This window comes from Bradyrhizobium sp. USDA 4503 (assembly GCF_054055815.1).
In genome coordinates this window covers 4,863,811-4,883,192 of sequence record NZ_JBSRXS010000001.1, presented here as the reverse complement: position 1 = coordinate 4,883,192, position 19,382 = coordinate 4,863,811, and the positions used below count along the sequence as shown (strand labels likewise).

Below are 19,382 nucleotides of genomic sequence, written 5' to 3'. Positions count from 1 at the left end.
CAAAGACGCGGATAGAGTTGTGGGTGCCGACATCCTTGAGTCAGCGGTTCAGGAACTCGCGGATAGCCTGCGCGATCTCGGCGGCGTGCGTTTCCAGCGCAAAGTGGCCGGTGTCGAAAAATTTGACGACCGCCTTCGGATTGTCGCGCTTGAACGCCTCGGCGCCCGGCGGCAGGAAGAACGGATCGTTCTTGCCCCACACCGCGAGGAACGGCGGCTGGTGGGTGCGGAAGTAAGTCTGGAAGGTGGGGTAGAGCGCGACGTTGCTCTTGTAGTCGCCGAACAGATCGAGCTGCACGTCGTGCGCGCCGGGCCGCGCCATGTAGTAGTTGTCGAGGTTCTGGCCGTCCGGCGACACCGTTTGCGGATCTGATGTGCCGTGGGTGTACTGCCAGCGCGTGGTCTCCGGCGTCAGGAACGCACGCAAGGCGTCGCGGTTCGCCGGCGAGGGATCCTGCCAATAGGCCTTGATCGGCATCCAGCCGTCGCTGAGGCCTTCCTGATAGGCGTTGCCGTTCTGGGAGATGATCGCCGTGATCCGCTCCGGATGCTTGACCGCCAGGCGGAAGCCGGTCGGCGCGCCATAATCGAACACATAGACCGCGAAGCGATCGAAGCCGATCACCTCGGTAAAGCGATCGATGACGCCGGCGATGCTGTCGAAAGTGTAGTTGAACTTGTCGCGCGGCGGCATGTCCGACTGGCCGAAGCCGGGCAAATCCGGCGCCACGATGTGGAATTTGTCCGCGAGCTGCGGGATCAGATCGCGGAACATGTGGCCGGCGCTCGGGAAGCCGTGCAGCAGCAGCAGCTTTGGCGCGCCGGGCGAACCGGCTTCGCGATAGAAGATGTTAAAGCCGTCGACATCGGCAATGCGGTATTTGACCTGGGACATCTGTCACTCCTTGTGATCGTGCGTTGGTGAGTTCCGGGACTTAGGATTTGATTTGCTTCGCGAGCCCGCTGATCGCTTCGGGACGCAGATAGAGCAGCAGGGCGCAGCACACGGTGGCAAAGCCCAGCAGCGGCATGAACGGGGCGATGGCGGCGCCGGCCGCGAACACCAGCACGGCGAGCAAGGTGCGGCGCTGCGTCCATGTCCGCACGCGCTCGGAGATCAGGCTCTGGTCTGCCTGCGTCAGCACCGCGCGCTCGAAGGCGAGATAGGCGAGATCGATCAGCAGGAAGATGACCGCATAGACCACCACCGGCGCGGCGGCCATGTGCGATCGCGCGACCCATGCGGTGGCAAACGGCAGCAGCGAGACCGCGAACAGATGCACGAAGTTCAGCCAGATCAGCCGTGGCGTCGGCTGCTGCACGAGATGCAGCAGATGGTGATGATTGACCCAGATCACCGCGATGAACAGATAGCTCGCCGCGCAGCTGATCGCGGTCGGCCATAGCGGCAGCAGGTCGGCGAACCGCGAGCCCTCCGGCGCCTTCAACTCGAGCACCATCACCGTGATGATGACGGCGATCACCGCATCGGAAAACGCGCCGCGCCGGTCGGCCGAGAGACGTTTCTCCTGCATGGCAGCTCTCCTGTCCGGAATCGTGGGAAGAGGTCAGTGCTCTGTAACGTTCTCGACCGCTTCCCGGATGATGTCGGTGACGAGCTTCGGCGCGGTGACGATCGGGGTATGATCGACGGGATGTGAACGCACGGTCGCCTGCATCCGCGCCGCCATGCTGCGCTGAGTCTCGGGCGCGATCATCCGGTCGTCCTCGGCAACCAGGAACCAGCTCGGGACGTCCTTCCAGAGCGGGCGGCCGACCGGCACGGTGATGCAGGCCGGCGAGATCGGCCGCTGCACCGCGGCGAGTACCGCAAGGTCCTCGGACCGCGCGCCCTGCGCAAAGGCCGCTGCGAAAGCAGACTCCGGCAGCCAGATCAGGCCATTGGCGTCGGGCGCGAGCTTCGGCGCGAACGGATGCGGCGGCAGCCGGTAGAATACGTCGGCGACCGTCTCGCTTTCATCCGGCGCCAGCGCCGCGACATAGACCAGCGCCTTGACGCGCGGCGAGCGGGTCTCGGCAATCACGGCGCCGGCATAGGCATGGCCAACCAGCACCACCGGGCCCGCGACGCGGTCCAGAGTGCGGTTCAGCGCGGCGACGTCGTCGGCGAGCGAGGTGAGGGGCAGCGGCGCCGCCACCGCTGTAATGCCCTCGGCGTCGAGCGCCGTGATCACCCGCGCCCAGCTCGAGCCGTCGGCCCACGCGCCATGCGCAAGCACCACGCTGACATCCTTGTTCGACATTGTCCGCTCCCTCGTTTCAGGCCCGTTTTGCCGTAACCTCTAAAATGCTGTTTGACAGGTTATCGCATTTTTGGTCCAGGACGCGTAACTTGTCAAATGATTTTTATCAGGTTACTATTTCCGTGACTGAGGAAGCCGTCAGAAAGCCGCCAGGAGGGCGTCACCGTGCAATCCCATCCGCCCGCGATGTTCATCGCAGACAGCCTGGGCATCGATTTCATCAATTCGATCGCGACGCCGGTCGATACGCCGGTCGACTGGATCGGCGATGGCGACGGCCTGCTGCGCTGGCTCGCGCAGGCGCAGCTGGTGCCGCCCGATGTGCTCGACGAGCTCAAGGCGCGCGCGACGCCGGGCGAGCTCGACGACGTCGCCGGTCAGGCCCGCGATTTGCGCGAGTGGTTCCGCGGCTTCGTGCGCAAGCATATGGGCCGGCCGCTGGCGCCGCGTGCGCTCAAGGAGATCGAGCCGCTGAACCGGCTGCTGGAAAGCGATCAGGCGTTCAGCCGGATCGTGGCGCATCGCCACAAGGACGGCGATGGCGGCCATGACGGTTTCGCGCTGGAGCGGACGCGGCGCTGGCGTTCGGCCGAAACATTGCTGCTGCCGATCGGGGAAGCGATGGCCAGGGTCGTCTGCGAGGAAAGCTTCTCCGACATCAAGGCGTGCGAGGGCCCGGCCTGCACGCTGATGTTTGCCGACCACACGCGGGCGCGGGCGCGCCGATGGTGCAGCATGGCGATCTGCGGCAACCGCGCCAAGCAGGCCGCGCACCGCAGCCGGATGAAGGACAGGGGCTGAGACCACCAAAGCATGATCCGGAAAAGTGCGTAGCGGTTTTCCGAAAAGATCATGCTCAAAACAAAGCCCAACAGGAGCCCAACAAAATGGCGGCACTTCCCCTGATCGTGTTCGACGTCAACGAAACCCTGCTCGACCTCGAGACCATGGAGCCGGTGTTCGCGCGCATCTTCAACGACAAGAGCGCGATGCGGCTGTGGTTCGCCAACTTCATCATGTACTCGGCCTCGCTCACCGTCGCGGGGTGTTACGTGCCGTTCACCGATATCGGCGCCGCGGTCATGAAGATGCTGGCCGACACCCGCGGCATCAGGATCGACGATGCCGACAAGCAGGAGCTGACCGAGAAATTCTCCACCATGCCGCCGCACGGCGAAGTGCCCGGCGCGCTGCGCAGGCTGCGCGCGGCGGGTTTCCGCCTGTTCACGCTGACCGACAATCTGCTCGAGGTGCAGACCCGGCAGCTGACCCATGGCGGCATCGTCGATCTGTTCGAGCGGCGCTTCTCCGCCGACGGCGTCAAGCATCACAAGCCGTCGCGGCAGGCCTATGGCTATGTCGAGAAGGAGCTCGGGGCAAAGCCCTCGGAGTTCTGCCTGATCGCCTGCCACACCTGGGACACGCTGGGCGCGGTCGCGGCCGGCTGGGAGGCCGCGCTGATCAAGCGTCCCGGCAACGATGTCCTCGGCGTCGGCCCGCAGCCGCAGGTCGTCGGCAATGATCTCGACGATGTCGTTGGTCAGCTGATCCGCCGCTACGGCGCCAAAGGGTAACGACGCCTGACGGATTCCCGCGCGGAGAAGAGGGCAAAGCGCCCCTCCAGGCCCGATCGCTCGGAAGCGCATAAAACCGGAATGAAATCCATAGCGGTTCTCAACCATGCCCCTTGAGCTTTCCTCAACTTCCGCGGCCGATGCTGCATCCGCCGCAGGGATCGAAGGAGCTCACAGCATGCCGGCCAAGGGACGAGCGACCGCCACCAACGCCACCGCGCAAGGGCGCGAGGACATCCTCAACGCGCGCGCCATCAGCACGCTGGGCGCCGGCGTCGTCAGCGCGATGAGCGCGGTCGGCGCCGCCGTCATCAAGAAGAACAAGCCGGCACTCGGCAAGAACGCGGACTGGTTCTGGCACATGTTCGCGAAATGCGAGGCCAGGGCCGCGCGCATCGCCGAGCAGGCCGCGCGCGATCCGGAGGCCTGCGGCGATGCCACCTTCATCGAGGTCTATGCCGCGCAATTGCCGAAGCTGATGACAGCGGCGCTCGAGAGCCACGAGAAGGCGCTCAAGGCGAAGTGATGCCGCGTCGAGAGAGTCCCGCAACGGTGCTTGCCCCGTTCTCGTTCCTCTTGACCTCTCAAATGCGCCAAGGCGGCAAAGTAGCGGCGGCTGTCGCCGACCGGACGGTCTTGCAGGTTAGGCGAAGCCGTCACCCGCCATCGCGCTGACCAGCCCTACGGCCCGGATCGGGCAGGCCGCCTGATCCGGGCGCCAGCTTTTCTGCGACGGGGGCATGGCGATTTGGCGCTTCTTGGCGTAAAGCAGCCCAAATCGTCATGCGGCTGTGCCGCCTGCCGGGTACGCAGCTCCAGGTCGTCCCGCTCGACGTTCTGCGCCCGGACCAATCAAGGTTTCCCATCTCGTGCCCTTTCCGACCACAAGTTCGCCGCTCGCCCGCGCCTTGGCTGAGCGCAACTACGATCAACCGACCCCGGTCCAACTCGCCGTGCTCGCCGCCGACGCGGTCGACCGTGATCTCCTGGTTTCGGCCCAGACCGGCTCGGGCAAGACCGTTGCCTATGGCCTAGCCATGGCAAAGGACTTGCTCGACGGCGCCGAGCGGTTCGAGCCGGCCGCCGCCCCGCTGGCCCTGATCGTCGCGCCGACGCGCGAGCTCGCCTTGCAGGTCCAGCGCGAGCTTGCTTGGCTTTATGAACACGCCGACGGCCGCGTCGTCTCCTGCGTCGGCGGCATGGACCCGCGCCGCGAGCAGCGCGAGCTTGCCGAGGGCGCCCACATCGTGGTCGGGACGCCCGGCCGGTTGTGCGACCATTTGCGGCGCGGCCGTCTCGACATTTCGGAACTCAAGGTCGTCGTGCTCGACGAGGCCGATGAAATGCTCAATCTCGGTTTCCGCGAGGATATGGAATTCATCCTCGAGACCACGCCGGACACCCGCCGCACCTTGCTGTTCTCGGCGACGTTTCCGCGCGGCATCGTCGCGCTTGCCAAGCAGTATCAGGAGCAGGCGTTCCGGATCGAGGTCGCGGGTGACGAAGGCGGCCATGCCGATATCGAGTACCGCGCCATCCGGGTGGCCGCCGACGATGTCGAGCACGCCGTCGTCAACGTGCTGCGTTTCCATGAGGCGCCGAGCGCGCTGGTGTTTTGCAACACGCGTGAGGCCGTCAGGCATTTGCAGGCGGCGCTGCTCGAGCGCGGGTTCTCCGTCGCCGCGCTGTCGGGCGAAATGACCCAGAACGAGCGGACCCAGGCGCTGCAGGCGTTGCGCGACGGGCGGTCGCGGGTTTGCGTCGCGACCGACGTCGCGGCGCGCGGCATCGACCTGCCGAGCCTCGATCTCGTCATTCACGCAGATCTGCCGAAAGACCCGGAGGTCATGCAGCATCGCTCGGGCCGTACCGGCCGCGCCGGCCGCAAGGGCGTCAGCATCCTGCTGGTGCCGCCGGCACGGCGGCGGCGCGCCGAATTGCTGCTCGATCTCGCCGGCATCGATGTGGTCTGGGGCTCCGCGCCGCAGGCGGAGGAGATCCGCAAGCTCGACCATGATCGCCTGCTGCAGGATGCAGTGTTCTCCGAAGAGGCGACGTCAGATGATCTGGCGCTGGCGCAGGCCTTGCTCGCCGAACGCGCGCCCGAGGCGATTGCCGCAGCGCTCGCCCGGCTTTACCGTGCGCGGCTGCCTGCGCCCGAAGACATTCTCGATCCCGGCGAGGGACGCGGTCGGGACCGCGACGATCGTCGCGGCGAGCGCGCCTCGCGCCGCGATGATCGTGCCGCCGGGCCGCGATCGAAGACCGGCAAGTCCTCCGCGCGTCACGGCATGGAGGAGGCGACCGTCTGGTTCCGCGCCGCGATCGGACGCCGGAAGAGCGCCGAAGCCCGCTGGCTGCTGCCGATGATCTGCCGCCGTGGCGGCATCGACAAGCGCGACATCGGCGCGATCAAGATCATGGATACGAGCACCGAATTCGAGATCGCCGCGCGGGTCGCGGATTCCTTCGCGGTCAAGATCAAGCGTCCGGACAAGGAAGACAGCATCCGCATCGAGCCGCTGGCGGGCGCGCCGCAGGGAGAGGTGCGCGAGAAGCCGGCGCGCAAGCCCTGGCGCGGTGATGACGACGGCGGATACGGCGCGCCGCGCGCCGAGGGTGCAGGAAAGCGGCGCGGCACGCCGGACCGCGAGGCCAGAGCGTTTTCGAGCGAAGGCGCGAGCGGTTCGCGTCAGGAATACGCGTCAAAGAAGGAATCCAGGGACTCGTTCCGATCCGATTGGGACGGAAAAGGCTTCAGGCCGAAATCCGGCGAGGAGCCCCGGTTCGGAAAGAAAAAGAAGCATCCGGGCAAGTCCAGCCACGCCGGACCCACGCAGTGGCCGGACGTGTCGGCGAAGCCGAAGTTCGGCAAGAAGCCGAAGAAGAAGCGGCGGGGCTGAGTTGGCGTGCGGATGTGTGAGTCACAAGCCGTGCCACATCCTCACCGTCGTCCCGGCGAAGGCCGGGACCCATTACCCCGAATGCTCATTGTTGCCTAACGCTGGAGCCGCAGCTCGCTTCGACGACGAACGCCTGTGGTTATGGGTCCCGGCCTTCGCCGGGACGACGATGCGGAGAGGGCTTCGCGTCTAACTGATTGCTTGTGACGCCCGCTTGGCCCCTCACGCCACCAGCGCGATCTTCGGCACGGTTGCGAGCACCGACTGGTTGCGGCCGTTGGCCTTGGCGGCGTAGAGCGCCTTGTCGGCGGCCTCGATCAGATCGGACCATTGCTGGCCCGCGGTCGGCCGCATACTGGCGACGCCGATGCTGACTGTCGTGATCAGTTCGCCCGCGCACCATTGCTGGACCTTGCGGCGGATGGTCTCGGCCAGGTTGAAGGCCTCGAGCGCGGTCATGTTGGGCAGCAGCACGGCGAACTCCTCGCCGCCGAAGCGCGCCGGGCAATCGCCGGCGCGGCGCACCGCGTCCGAAATGCAGATCGCGATCCCGACCAGCACCTGGTCGCCGGCCTGATGCCCATAGGTGTCGTTGTAGGCCTTGAAATGATCGGCATCGATCATCAAGAGCGCGACCGGCTGGCCGTAGCGGCCGGCACGGCGCCATTCGCGCTCGATCTCGCCGTCGAACTTGCGCCGGTTCTTCAGGCCGGTGAGGGCGTCGGTGGTCGCCATCTCCTCGAGCTTGTCCTCGGCGTCGGCGCGGCGGACGATCTCGCGGGCGAGCACCAGCGTTGCGCTGAGCACGAACAGGATCAGAAACGCCATGATCGCGCCGATGCGAATGGCCTCGGTGCGCCAGAGGTTGAAGACGGCTTCGAGCGGCTTGCCGACCACCACGTAAAGCGGCCCGGAGCTGCTGCGCCTGACATAGAGCCGCGGTATGTCGTCGACCGGGCCCTTGCCGGAGAAGGCGCCGCCCACCTTCAGGTTCTCGGCCTTCCAGTCGAGCTGCTCCGCGAGGTTCTTGCCGATCACGTCGAGATCGAACGGCGTCCGCATGATGATGGTGCGGTCGTTGCGCAGCACGGTGATGGTGTCACCCGGCATGAGGTTCAGCCGCCCGAACAGGTCATGGAAATAGCTGAAGCGGATCGAGCCGACCACGACGCCGAGGAAGCGGCCCTCGTCGTCGACGATGCGCCGGCTCAGCACGATGGCGTAGGCGCCGCGATGCAGCATCGGCCGGCTGATGTAAAGGCCGGCATCGGGATTGTCGCGCTGGACCGTGAAGTACTCCTCGTCGCTGCGGGTCTCCGGCCGTGGATCCAGGCTCGCTGCGTCGATGGTCAAATTGCCCTTGGTGTCGAACACCTGGATCGCGCCGAAATGTTTTGCGGTCGCGGCGTGATCGAACAGGATCAGCTGGCGCAGTTCCTTGCTGATATTGCGGATCTCCGGCATCTCGAGATTGCTGGCGACCGCGCGCAGCGACAGGTCGTAGAGCTCGATGTTGCGGCTGATGTCGGCCTCGATCCCCGACGCCAGATTCTCCAGGGTGCGGCGGGCCAGTTCCTCCTCGCCGCGGCGCATGTCGAACATCACGCCGGCGCAGACCGCGGAGAAGCCGAGGACGGTCGCAACCGACGCCGCGATCAGCAGCTTTGCCGATAGCCGCCAGCGCCGCCTTGCGTCGTTTCGCCGTCGAAATGACATGTCCCGCTCCAATGCGCCGTCATGCAACGGGAAATCTTGTTGTCGCCTTAAATGGCGACAGCAGCCGCCGAATGGGTTAACGGGTGGTTGCCGGACTTTTGTCATCGAGGACGTTGTGAACGACTACGACGCATTGCGGGATTATCTGAAGAAGCAGCATCTGCCGGAATTCGTGCTGACCTTCGAGGAGATCGAGGCGATCATCGATGCGGCGCTGCCGCGCGCCGCGCACCGGGCCTCGTGGTGGGAGACGTTGCGCAGCCCGCAGGAGAAGATGCCGCAGCGCGAGGCCTGCCTCGAGGCCGGCTACATCGCCACCCGCCAGGCCGACGGCAAGAGCGTCAGGTTCAAGCGCATGCCCAACCGTCGTCCCGGCGAACGCCGGGACCCATAACCACAGGGCGTTGTTGTTACGAAGGCAACCGGCCCCAGCGCGTCATGGATGGGCCGCGGCGTATGGGTCCCGGCTCCCGTGCGCAATTGCGCACGAGGCCGGGACGACAAGAGTTAGCTCGCGGCTTCCAGCCGTTCCTCGGTGAGCAGCCGGGTCGCCGCATCGGCGTCCATCGGCTCGCCGAAGGCAAAGCCCTGGGCGTATTCGCAGCCGAGCTGGTAGAGCTCGACGGCATCCGAATCCGTCTCGGCGCCTTCCGCCACCACCTCCATCCCGAGATCGTGCGCCAGCGCGATGATCGATTTCAGGATCACCGGGCGGGTGCCGCGGCTGGTGGTGCGGACGAAGGACTGGTCGATCTTGATGGTGTCGAACGGGAAGCGCTGCAGATAGGACAGCGAGGAGTGGCCGGTGCCGAAATCGTCGAGCGACAGCCCGGTGCCGAGCTCGCGGATCCGCGCCAGCATCTGGGCGGCGTGCTCCGGATTCTCCATGACCAGCGATTCCGTCAGCTCAAGCTTCAGCGTGCCGCGCGCCACCGAGGAGCGCGACAGCACGGTGCGGATATCGTGGATCAGATCGTGACGCAGCAGCTGCCGCGACGACACGTTGACCGACGCGAAGATCGGCTCGCGGGCGCGCATCGCGCGCTGCCACACCGCGAGCTGGCGCGCGGTCTGGTCCATCACGAACATGCCGAGATCGACGATCAGGCCGGTCTCCTCGGCGACGTTGATGAACTCCGACGGCGACATCCGGCCGAGCTTGGGATGATCCCAGCGCGCCAGCGCCTCGAAGCCGGCGATCGCGCGATCCTCCAGCCGCACGATCGGCTGGTACAGGATCGTGATCTCCTGCCGCTCGATGGCGCGGCGCAGGTCGCTCTCCAGCGTCAGGCGGTCGGTCTTGCGCGCCCGCATCGCCGGCTTGTAGACGTCGATGCGGTCGCCACCGATCCGCTTGGAATGATACATCGCAAGCTCGGCGTCCTTGATGATCTCGTCGGTCAGCGGCGCCGCCGGGTCGGACAACGCAAGCCCGATCGAGGCGGTCAGGAAGATCTCGCGGTCGTTGAACGCGATCGGCGCGCGGATGGTCTTGCGGATGGTCTCGGCGAAATTGGTGATCCGTGCCGGGTCCTGCTCCGACAGCAGGATCAGGCCGAACTGGTCGCCGGCCATGCGGGCCAGCGTGTCCTGCGGCTTGAGGATGCGGGTCAGCCGCCGCGCCAGCGTCAGCAAAATGGAATCGCCGACCGCGATGCCGACGGAATCGTTGACCTGCTTGAAGCGGTCGAGGTCGATCACCATCAGGGTCGGCCGCAGGTTCGGCATGGTCTTGGCGAGATTCGCCACTGCGCCGAGGCGGTCCATGAACAGCCGGCGGTTCGGCAGGCCGGTCAGGTTGTCATGGACGGAGTCATGAAGCATCCGCTCTTCGGAGTTCTTGAACTCGGTGACGTCGGTGAGCGTGCCGACCACGCGCGAGACCTCGCCGTCGGAGCCGACCACCGGCCGCGCCTTGAGCGCGAACCACATGAAGTGGCCGTCGGGCGTGCGCAGCCGGAAATCCTGCACCAGGCGGCCGCGGCGCTGGTCGAGCACGCTGTCGAGCGCGGCGCGGAAGCGGTCCTGGTCGAGCGGGTGCAGCACCTCGAGCCATTTCGCCGCCGGGCCTTCCAGCGTGCCGCGCTTGAGGCCGAGCAGGGCCTCGGTCTCGGGACTGGTGAACACCTTGTCGGCTGACACGTCCCAATCCCAGATCAAGTCGCCGGAGCCGGTCAGCGCCAGCGCGCGGCGCTCGACATCGGAGACGACGCCGGTGGTGGCGCCGCCGCCGGCGAAGGCGTGCTGCATCACCGTGAATCCGATCAGCATCACGATCAGCACCAGGCCGCCGAGCAGCGCCGGGCCGACGATGTCGTTGGTGACGGAGCCGGCGACCGTCATGCCGGCCGCGACCACCCAGACCACCAGCAGGAACCAGGTCGGGATCAACAGCACCGCGCGGTCGAAGCCGTGGGTCGAGAGATAGACGATCAGCGCGAAGCCGGCGAAGGCGATCATCACCAGCGACATGCGCGCGATGCCGGAAGCGACCGCGGGATCGAACAGCGCCAGCGCGACCAGCGAGCCGAGGAAGACCAGCCAGCCGATCGTGATGTGCGAGTAGCGGACGTGCCATCTGCTCAAATTCAGATAGGCGAACAGGAACACCAGCAGTGTCGCGGCGAGGATCGCCTCGCCCGCCGCGCGCCAGACGCGCTCGGCGTTGTTCGACATGTCGAGCACCTTGCCCCAGAAGCCGAAGTCGACGCCGATATAGACCAGCACCGCCCAGGCCAGCGCCGCGGCGGCCGGGAACATGATGCTGCCCTTGACCACAAACAAGATCGTGAGCACGAGCGCGAGCAGGCCCGAGATGCCGATCACGATGCCCTGGTACAGCGTGAACGAATTGACCTTGTCCTTGTAGGCGTCGGGTTCCCACAGATAGAGCTGCGGCAGCTTGTCGGTGCGCAGTTCCGCGACATAGGTGACGACGGCGCCGGGATCGAGCGTGATGCGGAACACGTCGGCGGTCGGGCTCTCCTGCCGCTCGGGACGATCGCCGACCGACGGCGTGATGGTGGCGATGCGCGACAGGCCGAGGTCGGGCCACAGCAGGCCGGACGACACGATGCGGTAGTGCGGCGCAACGATCAGGCGGTCGAGCTGGTCGTCGGTGTTGTTGGCGAGCGCGAACACCACCCAGTTCTGGCCGCCTTCGCGGGCGCGAACCTCGATGCGGCGCACGATGCCGTCGGTTCCGGGGGCGGTGGAGACCTGGATGCGGTCGGCTTCACTGCGCTGATGGTCGAGAACCGCCGTCAGATCGATCGCGGGCGCATCGCTGCGCACGCTGACCGCGTCGATCGCATACGCGGCAGGCGCGGCGGCAAACATCATGAGGCCCAGCGCGAGCAGCGCAAGGCACCTGATCAGACGCAATGTCAGTACTCCGCGATCGACAAACTGACCGGACCCGGCGACCGGCCCGGCGGTGGCGCGATAAATGACACGAAAGCGAAGGGAATCAAAGGGTTTCCGCCCCTGCTTCCGTCGCGAGGGTTAAACCGCCAACACAATTTTGCCAATATGTTCGCTGGTCTCCATGCGCCGGTGCGCGTCGGCGGCCTTTTCCAGCGGGAATGTGCTGTCCATCAGCGGTTTGACGCGGCCTTCGCGCAGCAAGGGCAGCACCTTCGCCTCGATCGCCGCGACCATCGCCGCCTTGTCCGCATTACTACGGGGGCGCAGGGTCGAGCCGGTGTGGTGCAGCCGCTTGACCATCAGCTTGGCGAAATTGGCCGTGGCCTTCGGTGTTCCCGACAGGAACGCGATCTGGACGATGCGGCCCTCGACCGCGGCGGCGTCATAGTTCCGGTCGATATAATCGCCGCCCACCATGTCGAGGATGACATTGGCGCCGTTGCCGCCGGTGGCCTTCTTCACCGCCTCGACGAAATCCTCGGTCTTGTAATTGACCGCGTGATCGGCGCCGAGCTTGAGGCAGGCATCGGCCTTGTCCTGCGAGCCGACGGTGACGATCACCTTGGCGCCGAACGCCTTGGCAAGCTGGATCGCCATCGTGCCGATGCCCGACGAGCCGCCGTGGATCAGCAGCGTCTCCCCGGCCTGCAGCGCGCCGCGCTCGAACACATTGTGCCACACCGTCATCAGCGTTTCCGGAATCGCGCCGGCTTCCTGCATCGACAGCGAGGGCGGCACGGTCATCGCCTGCGCGTCCTGCGCGATGCAATATTGCGCGTAGCCGCCGCCGGCGACCAGCGACATCACCTTGTCGCCGATCTTGTGCTTTGCGCCTTCGCCGAGCGCGACCACTTCGCCCGCGATTTCGAGGCCGGGCAGGTCGCTGGCGCCGGGCGGCGGCGGATAGGAGCCGGAGCGCTGCGCGACGTCGGGACGATTGACGCCGGCGGCCGCGACCTTGACCAAAATCTCGCCGGCCTTCGGCACCGGCACCGCGCGGGTCTCCGGCACCAGCACCTCAGGGCCACCCGGCTTGCTGATGGCAACGACGGTCATTTGCGCGGGCAGATTTGGCATGGCTGGTCCCTGGTCAGTGGAGAGGATCGGCGGATGGCATACCGCCTTTTCCATCGAAGCGAAACGCCATTAAACCCCGAACCGCGCCGTGAGCTGGCTGGCTCGCTCAGGCGTGATCTTCTCGACCAGCGGGCCGAGCCTTGCGACCGGCGTGCCCGCGCCACGATCGAGCAGCGGAACGAGTGGGCCAGTGGGCCAGCGCGGTACGGCATCGCTCTGACCGAGCGCGCCGAGCACGCGCGCCGCGAGGTGAGGCACGATGCTCCACGCCAGCGTGGCGCTGAGCGCGACAAGATTGAGCCCGGTGCGGGTGATGACTGCCGCGCGTGCCGGATCGGACTTGATCGCCGTCCAGGGTGCCGCGTGTTGCAGATAAGCGTTCGCGGTGTCCCAGATCGCGCGGGTCGTGGCCGCCGCCGCGCGAAATTCCAGCGCCGTGTGATGGCGGTGCAGCGCTGCGATGCGCTGCTCCAGTTCAAGCGCGAGTTGTCGCTCGGCATCGCCGGGAGCGCCACCATCCGGGATGCGGCCGTCGAAGGCGCGATGCGCGAAGCTGATGATGCGGTTGGCGAGATTGCCGAAGATATCGGCGAGATCCTTGTTCACGTCGGCGACGAATCTGGCGACGCCAAAATCGGTGTCGACGCTCTCCGGCGCGTTGGCGATCAGCCACCAGCGCCAGAGGTCGGCAGGCAATTCCGCCAGCGCCGCATCGGTGAAGATGCCGCGCTTCCTGCTGGTTGAGAACTTGCCGCCCTCGTAATTCAGCCAGTGGAATCCCTTGATCACATCGGCGGTCTTCCAAGGTTCGCCGGAGCCGATCAGCGTCGCCGGAAAGCTCACGGTGTGGAACGGGATGTTGTCCTTGCCGAGAAATTGGATGTAGCTGACGTCATCGGCCTGCCACCACCACTGCCGCCAGTCGCGGCCAGGCGCGGCGTCGGCCCATTCCTGCGTCGCCGCGATGTAGCCGATCGGCGCGTCGAACCAGACATAGAACACCTTGCCGTCGAAGCCGTCGCGCGGCACCGCGATGCCCCAGGCGAGATCGCGCGTGATGCAGCGGTCGCGCAGCTCCGCATTGAGCCAGCCCTTCGCGGTCGACACCACGAAGGGCGGCCACCCGGTGCGGCTGTCGATCCATGCGCCGATTTTTTCGACCAGCTGCGACTGGCGCAGATACAGATGACGGCTGTCGCGGATCTCGAGCGCGCGGTCGCCCGACAGCGCCGAGCGGGGATCGATGAGGTCCGGCGGGTCGAGCAGCGTGCCGCAATGGTCGCATTGATCGCCGCGCGCGCCGGCGTCGCCGCAATGCGGACAGGTGCCGAGCACGTAGCGGTCTGGCAGGAAGCGCCGGTCGGCCGGCGAGAACACCTGTCGGGAGGTGCGTGCTTCGATCAGCCCGGCGTCATCGAGCCGGCGATAGAAGTGCTGAGTCAGCGCATGGTTGTGCGGCGAGCTGGTGCGGCCGAAATGATCGAACGACAGACCGAAGCGCCGATAGATGTCGGCCTGGACGGCGTGCTGTGCGTCGCAGAACGCCCGGACATCCTGTCCGGCCTCGATGGCGCCGAGCTCGGCCGGTGTGCCGTGCTCGTCGGTCGCGCAGATGAAGAGCACGTCGCAGCCGGTCTGCCGGCGGAAGCGGGCGTGGACGTCGGCGGGCAGCAGCGAGCCGACGAGATTGCCGAGATGCTTGACGCCGTTGACGTAGGGCAGCGCGCTGGTGATGAGAATCTTGGTCATGGATTAAGGTCTTTCGCGTTCGGTGATGCCGACCCCGCAAGAATCAAAGCGGAAAATCAAAAAGCCCTCCCGCGTGACCGGAAGGGCTTGGGGTCGGCTCATGCCTCGCGCGCAGGCGCGCAACTATCCCGTCCGGTCAGATTCCTTGCGGTCGGGCCGGGGCATTCGCGTCAGATGTTGCGCGCACACGAAAGTCACTGCAAAATTCTCCTCTGGACGGATATCTATCATCGCTGGACGCAGGACGCCAGATCAGCATCGCGGGGAAGACACATGCCGATTGAGGATGAGGACCGGCCGCGGAAGAAAATCAGCCATGAGATCGGCCAGGATCTCTCGCTGCTGTCGGTCGAGGAGTTGACGGAGCGCATCGCGCTGCTCAACGCCGAAGTCGATCGCCTGAAAGAGGCGATGACGAAGAAGCGCGCGTCGAAGGACGCCGCCAACGCGTTCTTCAAGTCGTAGCGCTGCGCCATCATTTCTGTCGTAGCCCGGATGAAGCGAAGCGCAATCCGGGAGCCGCGCTATCCGCGGATGGACCGTTCCCGGATTTCGCTGCGCTCCATCCGGGCTACGCGGCTCCACCTCCCCTTGAAAAGGGGAGGTCGCTTTGCTCGCCAGAGCAAAGCGGGTGGGGATCAGCTCTCTTCACATACGCCGTCGCCTGCGGTTGACCCCCATCCCGACCTTCCCCTCTCAAGGGGAAGGAGAAGAGGCCTGTCCCAAACTAGGTCAATGGCCGACATGGCAAACAAAGTGTCAAGAAATCCGTTCATTTACGATCGGTTAAGCTTTCTCGATTATGACTGCATTGTCCTCGTTTGGACACCGAGTGGCTCCTGTCCACTCTGTTTGACGCCTCCCTGTTATCAACTTCAAAGCCGCCGGAAACGGCGGCTCTTTTTTGTGCGTCCTAGCGGCTGGAAACCATAAATCCGGTTGCGGCTGGACTCTTCGGCGCGCCCGCGCAATGATTTGTTCATCATAAGCTGGCGCGTCAGATGCCAGCGGGCGTTACGGTGGTGTGAGGGCGTTAACCATGGCCGATCGTTCCCAGAGCGAAGCCGGGCTTGTACTGTTCAGTGAACGGTTGACCAATTCTGCGGCATTCGGCGTGCTGTTCCGGGAAGGCATGGACCTGGTCGAGCAGACCGCCGCCTATCTCGACGGCGACGGACGTGCCGAGGCCAAGGCGCTCGAACGGTCCGTGAGCCTGACCTATGCCACCGAAAGCATGCGCCTGACCACGCGGCTGATGCAGCTCGCCTCCTGGCTGCTGCTGCATCGCGCGGTCAAGGAAGGCGAGATGACGCTGACCCAGGCCAATCGCGAAAAGACCAAGGTGAAGCTGTCGGCCGCCGATCCCGGCCCGGCCGACATGGTGACCAAGCTGCCGGAGCAATTGCAGCAGCTGATCGCCCGCTCGATGGATCTGCAGGCGCGCGTCCGCCGCCTCGACACCACGATCCACGCGCCGGCGCCGGATCGCTCGTCGATCGGCAACCCGCTGGTGCCGCAGCTCAACCGCCTCAAGGCGGCGTTCGAGCAGTAATCCGGGCAGCAAATCAGTGTGACGCGTCCGCGCGGCGTGGCTTGGTCCGCCGCGGCGACGTGTGCTGATCGATTGCGCGCCGCAGCCGTAGCGTCGCCGCTTCCAGCTCCTCCGGTTCGAACCCGCCGAAGCCGAGCATCAGGCCGGGGCGTGGTGCGGCTTGGTACATCGGCGAAATCGGCCGCACGACGATGCCGGCGGCAAGCGCTGATTTTGCCAATTGCACATCGTCGAAGCGCTCTGGCAGCCACAACAGCAGATGCATGCCCTGGTCGCTCGGCTGCAGCGTGACCTCACCAGGCATGTGACGCGTCAGCGCCGCGATCAGCGTCGCACGCCGTGCGGCGTAGACGCCGCGAATGCGCCTGATATGCGCCTCGAACAGCCCCTCGCGCATGTAGGCTGCCAGCACATGCTGGTCGGCGGTCGGCGAATGCCGGTCGAGCAGCGCCCGCGCGCCGGCGAAAGCGTCGATCAGCGGCGAAGACGCCACGACATAGCCGAGCCGCAGCGAGGGAAACAGCACCTTGCTCAGCGTGCCCAAATAGATCACCCGCGATGGGGCGAGGCCTTGCATCGACGGGAAGGGATGCCCGGCGTAGCGCAGCTCGCTGTCGTAATCGTCCTCGACGATCCACGCATTGCTTCGTTGCGCCCACGCCACCAGCGCATTGCGGCGGGCCATGCTCATCGGCATGCCCAGCGGATATTGATGCGACGGCGTCACGAACGCCGCGCGTGCGTGCGGGCACGCGGCGGTGGCGGCATCGACGTCGATGCCCTGCGCATCGACGCCAACGCGCGTGGTGACGAGATCGAGATCGTCGAGCACGGCGGTCATGCCGGGATAGGCGGGATCCTCGGCCCAGACAGGATCGCCTGACGACAGCAGCACGCGGCCGGCGAGATAGAGGCCTTGCTGGGTGCCGGCCGTGATCACGACCTGCTCGGGCTCGCAATGCACCGCGCGGGATTTGCGCACATAGTCGGCGATCGCCTGCCGCAGCTCGATCAGGCCGCGCGGATCGCCATAGCTCGCAGGCGCCGCGGCGCGCGATGCGCGCACGCGGTTGCCGAGGCGGCGCCAATGGTCGTCGGGCGCGACCGCGCCGCCGGGGACCGCGATCGCAAACGGGACCTCCGGCATCGGCCTGAAGGCCGCCGCCACTTTGGCAAGCCGCGCCGCGCGCGGCGGCAACTGGATCGGCACTGATTTGTTCGGCTTGCGATTGACCGCGACGGGCCGTGCCTGCTCGGCAAGCGTCGGCGCGACGCGGGTGCCGGCACCGACCTGCGATTCCAGATAGCCCTCGGCCAGCAACTGCTCGAAGGCTTCCGTCACCGTGCCGCGCGCAACGCCGAGCGAGGCCGACAGCGCGCGCGTCGACGGCAGCAATTCCCCGGCCTTCAGTTCGCCGCTCGCAATGGCGGCGCGCAGGGCCTGCGCGATCTGCCGCCCGACCTGTCCGGCGGCGCGGTCGATCGTGCCGAGCGAGGGGATGCTGATCGTGGCGCGCAGGCGGGGCATAGTGGACCAATTAGTTTGATCGAAAGTGGCCCTTATCATAGGCCAATTCAACGCTATGGTGCGAGCAGCAATTGATCAGGCCTGCCAGAGTGTCTGCCAAGAGGTTCGCAATGTACCTGCCGCCGCATTTCAAGATGGATGAGCTCGGTCCGATCCACGCCGCGATGCGGGCCTCAAAGCTTGCGACGCTGGTCACCGCAACCGCCGACGGCCTGATCGGCACGCCGCTGCCGCTGATCCTCAATGAGAACGAGGGCGACTACGGCACGCTGTACGGTCACGTCGCGCGGCCCAATCCGCAGTGGAAGCTGCCCGCGGTCGGCGAGGCGATGGCGATCTTCATGGGGCCCGACGGCTATGTGACGCCGTCCTGGTATGCGACCAAGGCCGAGCACGGCAAGGTGGTGCCGACCTGGAATTACGTCGCCGTCCACGCCTATGGCGCGGCCGAGTTCTTCGAGAATGCCGATCGTCTGCTGGACGTCGTGACCCGGTTGACCGAGCTGCACGAGACTTCGCGCCCGGAAGCCTGGCAGGTCAGTGACGCGCCTGGTGATTTCATCAAGGCGCAGCTGCGCGGGATCGTCGGCTTCCGGATGCCAATCACGCGGATCGATGCCAAGAAGAAGATGAGCCAGAACCGCAAGCTCGAGGATCGCGCCGGCGTGATCGCGGGGCTTGAGGCCAGCGACAATCCGACTGATCGCGAGGTCGCGGCAATGATTCCGGCGAGCTGAGACGCCTTGAACAAATTCCAGACCGTCATTGCGAGGAGCGATAGCGACGAAGCAATCCATCTATCGGCATATGCGGGCAGATGGATTGCTTCGCTTCGCTCGCAATGACGGCGGAGGAAGTTGCGCCCGCTCGACCCCTGCGGAGATTGACGCCCACACATGGAATTGTACCTCGCCTTCGCGATCACGACCGCGACCTTCGCGCTGATCCCGGGTCCCGCCATGCTGTATGCCGCGGCCCGCACGCTGGCAGGCGGCCGGCGCGCGGGGCTGATGGCCTCGCTCGGGCTGCATCTCGGCGGCTATGTCCATGTCGTCGCCGCGGCGGCCGGCCTCGCGCTGCTGTTTCATGCGGTGCCGCCGTTGTTCATGGCGATGAAGCTTGCCGGTGCGGCCTATCTGGTCTGGCTCGGGCTGTCGCTGTTCCGCGACCGCGACAATGCAAAGCGCCCCACACTTGCGCCGCTCTCCGCGGAGCGCGCCTTCGCGCAAAGCATCGTCGTCGAGGTGCTCAATCCGAAGACGGCGATCTTCTTCCTGGCGTTCCTGCCGCAATTCGTCGATGCGTCGGCCAGCCTGCCGGTCTGGGTCCAGCTGTTTCTGCTCGGCACAGCGGTCAATCTGACCTTCTCGGCGGTCGATATCGTCTGCGTGTTCTTCGCCAGCGCCGTGATGTCGAAGCTGCAGCGCTCGAAGAGGTCGCGGCGCATCATGCAGCGGATCGGCGGCAGCATCCTGGTCGCGCTCGGTGCGCGGCTGGCCTTCCAGGATCGCTAGAAGCAGTCATGTCCATCAGCGGCGATGGTGCGGATCAACGCTTCGCCAAGCTGCGCGACGAGCTGCTTCTGCAATGGCG

The 19,382-nt window shown here is 66.0% G+C and carries 17 protein-coding genes; 9 read left to right on the top strand and 8 right to left on the bottom strand.

Features of this window, described 5'->3' with window-relative positions; genetic code table 11:
* Positions 1–40: 40 nt before the first annotated feature.
* From ACVMIH_RS23530 to ACVMIH_RS23520, 3 genes are read right to left on the bottom strand one after another with little or no spacing between them, the layout of a single operon-like run.
* Positions 41–895, bottom strand: coding sequence for an alpha/beta fold hydrolase (locus ACVMIH_RS23530; protein WP_456863491.1), 855 nt, complete (start codon positions 893–895; stop codon positions 41–43).
* A gap of 40 nt (positions 896–935) precedes the next feature.
* Positions 936–1,535, bottom strand: coding sequence for a TMEM175 family protein (locus tag ACVMIH_RS23525; protein WP_456863488.1), 600 nt, complete (start codon positions 1,533–1,535; stop codon positions 936–938).
* Between the two features lie 33 nt (positions 1,536–1,568).
* On the bottom strand, positions 1,569–2,264 hold the full coding sequence (locus ACVMIH_RS23520) for an alpha/beta fold hydrolase (RefSeq protein WP_076827333.1): 696 nt from the start codon (positions 2,262–2,264) through the stop codon (positions 1,569–1,571).
* 186 nt (positions 2,265–2,450) lie between these two features.
* On the opposite strand from ACVMIH_RS23520, the gene ACVMIH_RS23515 reads away from it, so the two are divergent.
* The 4 genes from ACVMIH_RS23515 to ACVMIH_RS23500 all read left to right on the top strand — a co-directional run bounded on the left by ACVMIH_RS23515 (position 2,451) and on the right by ACVMIH_RS23500 (position 6,741).
* Positions 2,451–3,065, top strand: coding sequence for a CGNR zinc finger domain-containing protein (locus tag ACVMIH_RS23515; protein ID WP_456781817.1), 615 nt, complete (start codon positions 2,451–2,453; stop codon positions 3,063–3,065).
* Positions 3,066–3,151: 86 nt separating this feature from the next.
* Positions 3,152–3,838: a haloacid dehalogenase type II gene (locus ACVMIH_RS23510; RefSeq protein WP_456855161.1), complete on the top strand. Its 687-nt coding sequence runs from the start codon at positions 3,152–3,154 to the stop codon at positions 3,836–3,838.
* Positions 3,839–4,016: 178 nt separating this feature from the next.
* A complete protein-coding gene (locus ACVMIH_RS23505; RefSeq protein WP_076827336.1) occupies positions 4,017–4,364 on the top strand; it encodes a hypothetical protein in 348 nt (115 codons plus the stop codon).
* Between the two features lie 343 nt (positions 4,365–4,707).
* Positions 4,708–6,741 carry a DEAD/DEAH box helicase gene (locus tag ACVMIH_RS23500; RefSeq protein ID WP_057017702.1) on the top strand — a complete coding sequence of 678 codons (2,034 nt, stop codon included), beginning with the start codon at positions 4,708–4,710 and terminating at the stop codon, positions 6,739–6,741.
* A gap of 222 nt (positions 6,742–6,963) precedes the next feature.
* Here the strand turns inward: ACVMIH_RS23500 and ACVMIH_RS23495 are convergent, their stop codons facing one another.
* Positions 6,964–8,457 (bottom strand): sensor domain-containing diguanylate cyclase, encoded by a 1,494-nt coding sequence (locus tag ACVMIH_RS23495; protein WP_456855163.1) that lies wholly within the window; start codon positions 8,455–8,457, stop codon positions 6,964–6,966.
* Positions 8,458–8,572: 115 nt separating this feature from the next.
* Between ACVMIH_RS23495 and ACVMIH_RS23490 the strand changes: the two genes are divergently transcribed.
* Positions 8,573–8,851 (top strand): DUF7662 domain-containing protein, encoded by a 279-nt coding sequence (locus ACVMIH_RS23490; RefSeq protein ID WP_057017704.1) that lies wholly within the window; start codon positions 8,573–8,575, stop codon positions 8,849–8,851.
* A gap of 113 nt (positions 8,852–8,964) precedes the next feature.
* Here ACVMIH_RS23490 and ACVMIH_RS23485 read toward each other — a convergent pair whose 3' ends face one another.
* The 3 genes from ACVMIH_RS23485 to metG all read right to left on the bottom strand — a co-directional run bounded on the left by ACVMIH_RS23485 (position 8,965) and on the right by metG (position 14,709).
* Positions 8,965–11,841, bottom strand: a complete 2,877-nt coding sequence (locus tag ACVMIH_RS23485) for an EAL domain-containing protein (RefSeq protein WP_076827342.1) — start codon at positions 11,839–11,841, stop codon at positions 8,965–8,967.
* A gap of 120 nt (positions 11,842–11,961) precedes the next feature.
* Positions 11,962–12,960 (bottom strand): NAD(P)H-quinone oxidoreductase, encoded by a 999-nt coding sequence (locus ACVMIH_RS23480; protein ID WP_057017706.1) that lies wholly within the window; start codon positions 12,958–12,960, stop codon positions 11,962–11,964.
* 69 nt (positions 12,961–13,029) lie between these two features.
* On the bottom strand, positions 13,030–14,709 hold the full coding sequence (gene metG, locus ACVMIH_RS23475) for a methionine--tRNA ligase (protein WP_057017707.1): 1,680 nt from the start codon (positions 14,707–14,709) through the stop codon (positions 13,030–13,032).
* 273 nt (positions 14,710–14,982) lie between these two features.
* Here metG and ACVMIH_RS23470 point away from each other — a divergent pair, with 273 nt between their 5' ends.
* Positions 14,983–15,174 (top strand): DUF1192 domain-containing protein, encoded by a 192-nt coding sequence (locus ACVMIH_RS23470; protein ID WP_016845225.1) that lies wholly within the window; start codon positions 14,983–14,985, stop codon positions 15,172–15,174.
* A 574-nt stretch (positions 15,175–15,748) separates the two neighbouring features.
* Complete coding sequence (gene rcdA, locus ACVMIH_RS23465; RefSeq protein WP_028340279.1) at positions 15,749–16,261, top strand: protease adaptor protein RcdA; 513 nt, start codon at positions 15,749–15,751, stop codon at positions 16,259–16,261.
* A gap of 13 nt (positions 16,262–16,274) precedes the next feature.
* On the opposite strand, the gene pdxR is transcribed toward rcdA, so the two are convergent.
* Entirely contained in the window at positions 16,275–17,789 is a 1,515-nt protein-coding gene (gene pdxR / locus ACVMIH_RS23460; RefSeq protein ID WP_057017708.1) for a MocR-like pyridoxine biosynthesis transcription factor PdxR, read from the bottom strand.
* A gap of 110 nt (positions 17,790–17,899) precedes the next feature.
* Between pdxR and ACVMIH_RS23455 the strand changes: the two genes are divergently transcribed.
* Positions 17,900–18,526 (top strand): FMN-binding negative transcriptional regulator, encoded by a 627-nt coding sequence (locus ACVMIH_RS23455; RefSeq protein ID WP_057017709.1) that lies wholly within the window; start codon positions 17,900–17,902, stop codon positions 18,524–18,526.
* Between the two features lie 159 nt (positions 18,527–18,685).
* Positions 18,686–19,303: a LysE family translocator gene (locus tag ACVMIH_RS23450; RefSeq protein WP_057017710.1), complete on the top strand. Its 618-nt coding sequence runs from the start codon at positions 18,686–18,688 to the stop codon at positions 19,301–19,303.
* The last annotated feature ends 79 nt before the right edge of the window (positions 19,304–19,382 follow it).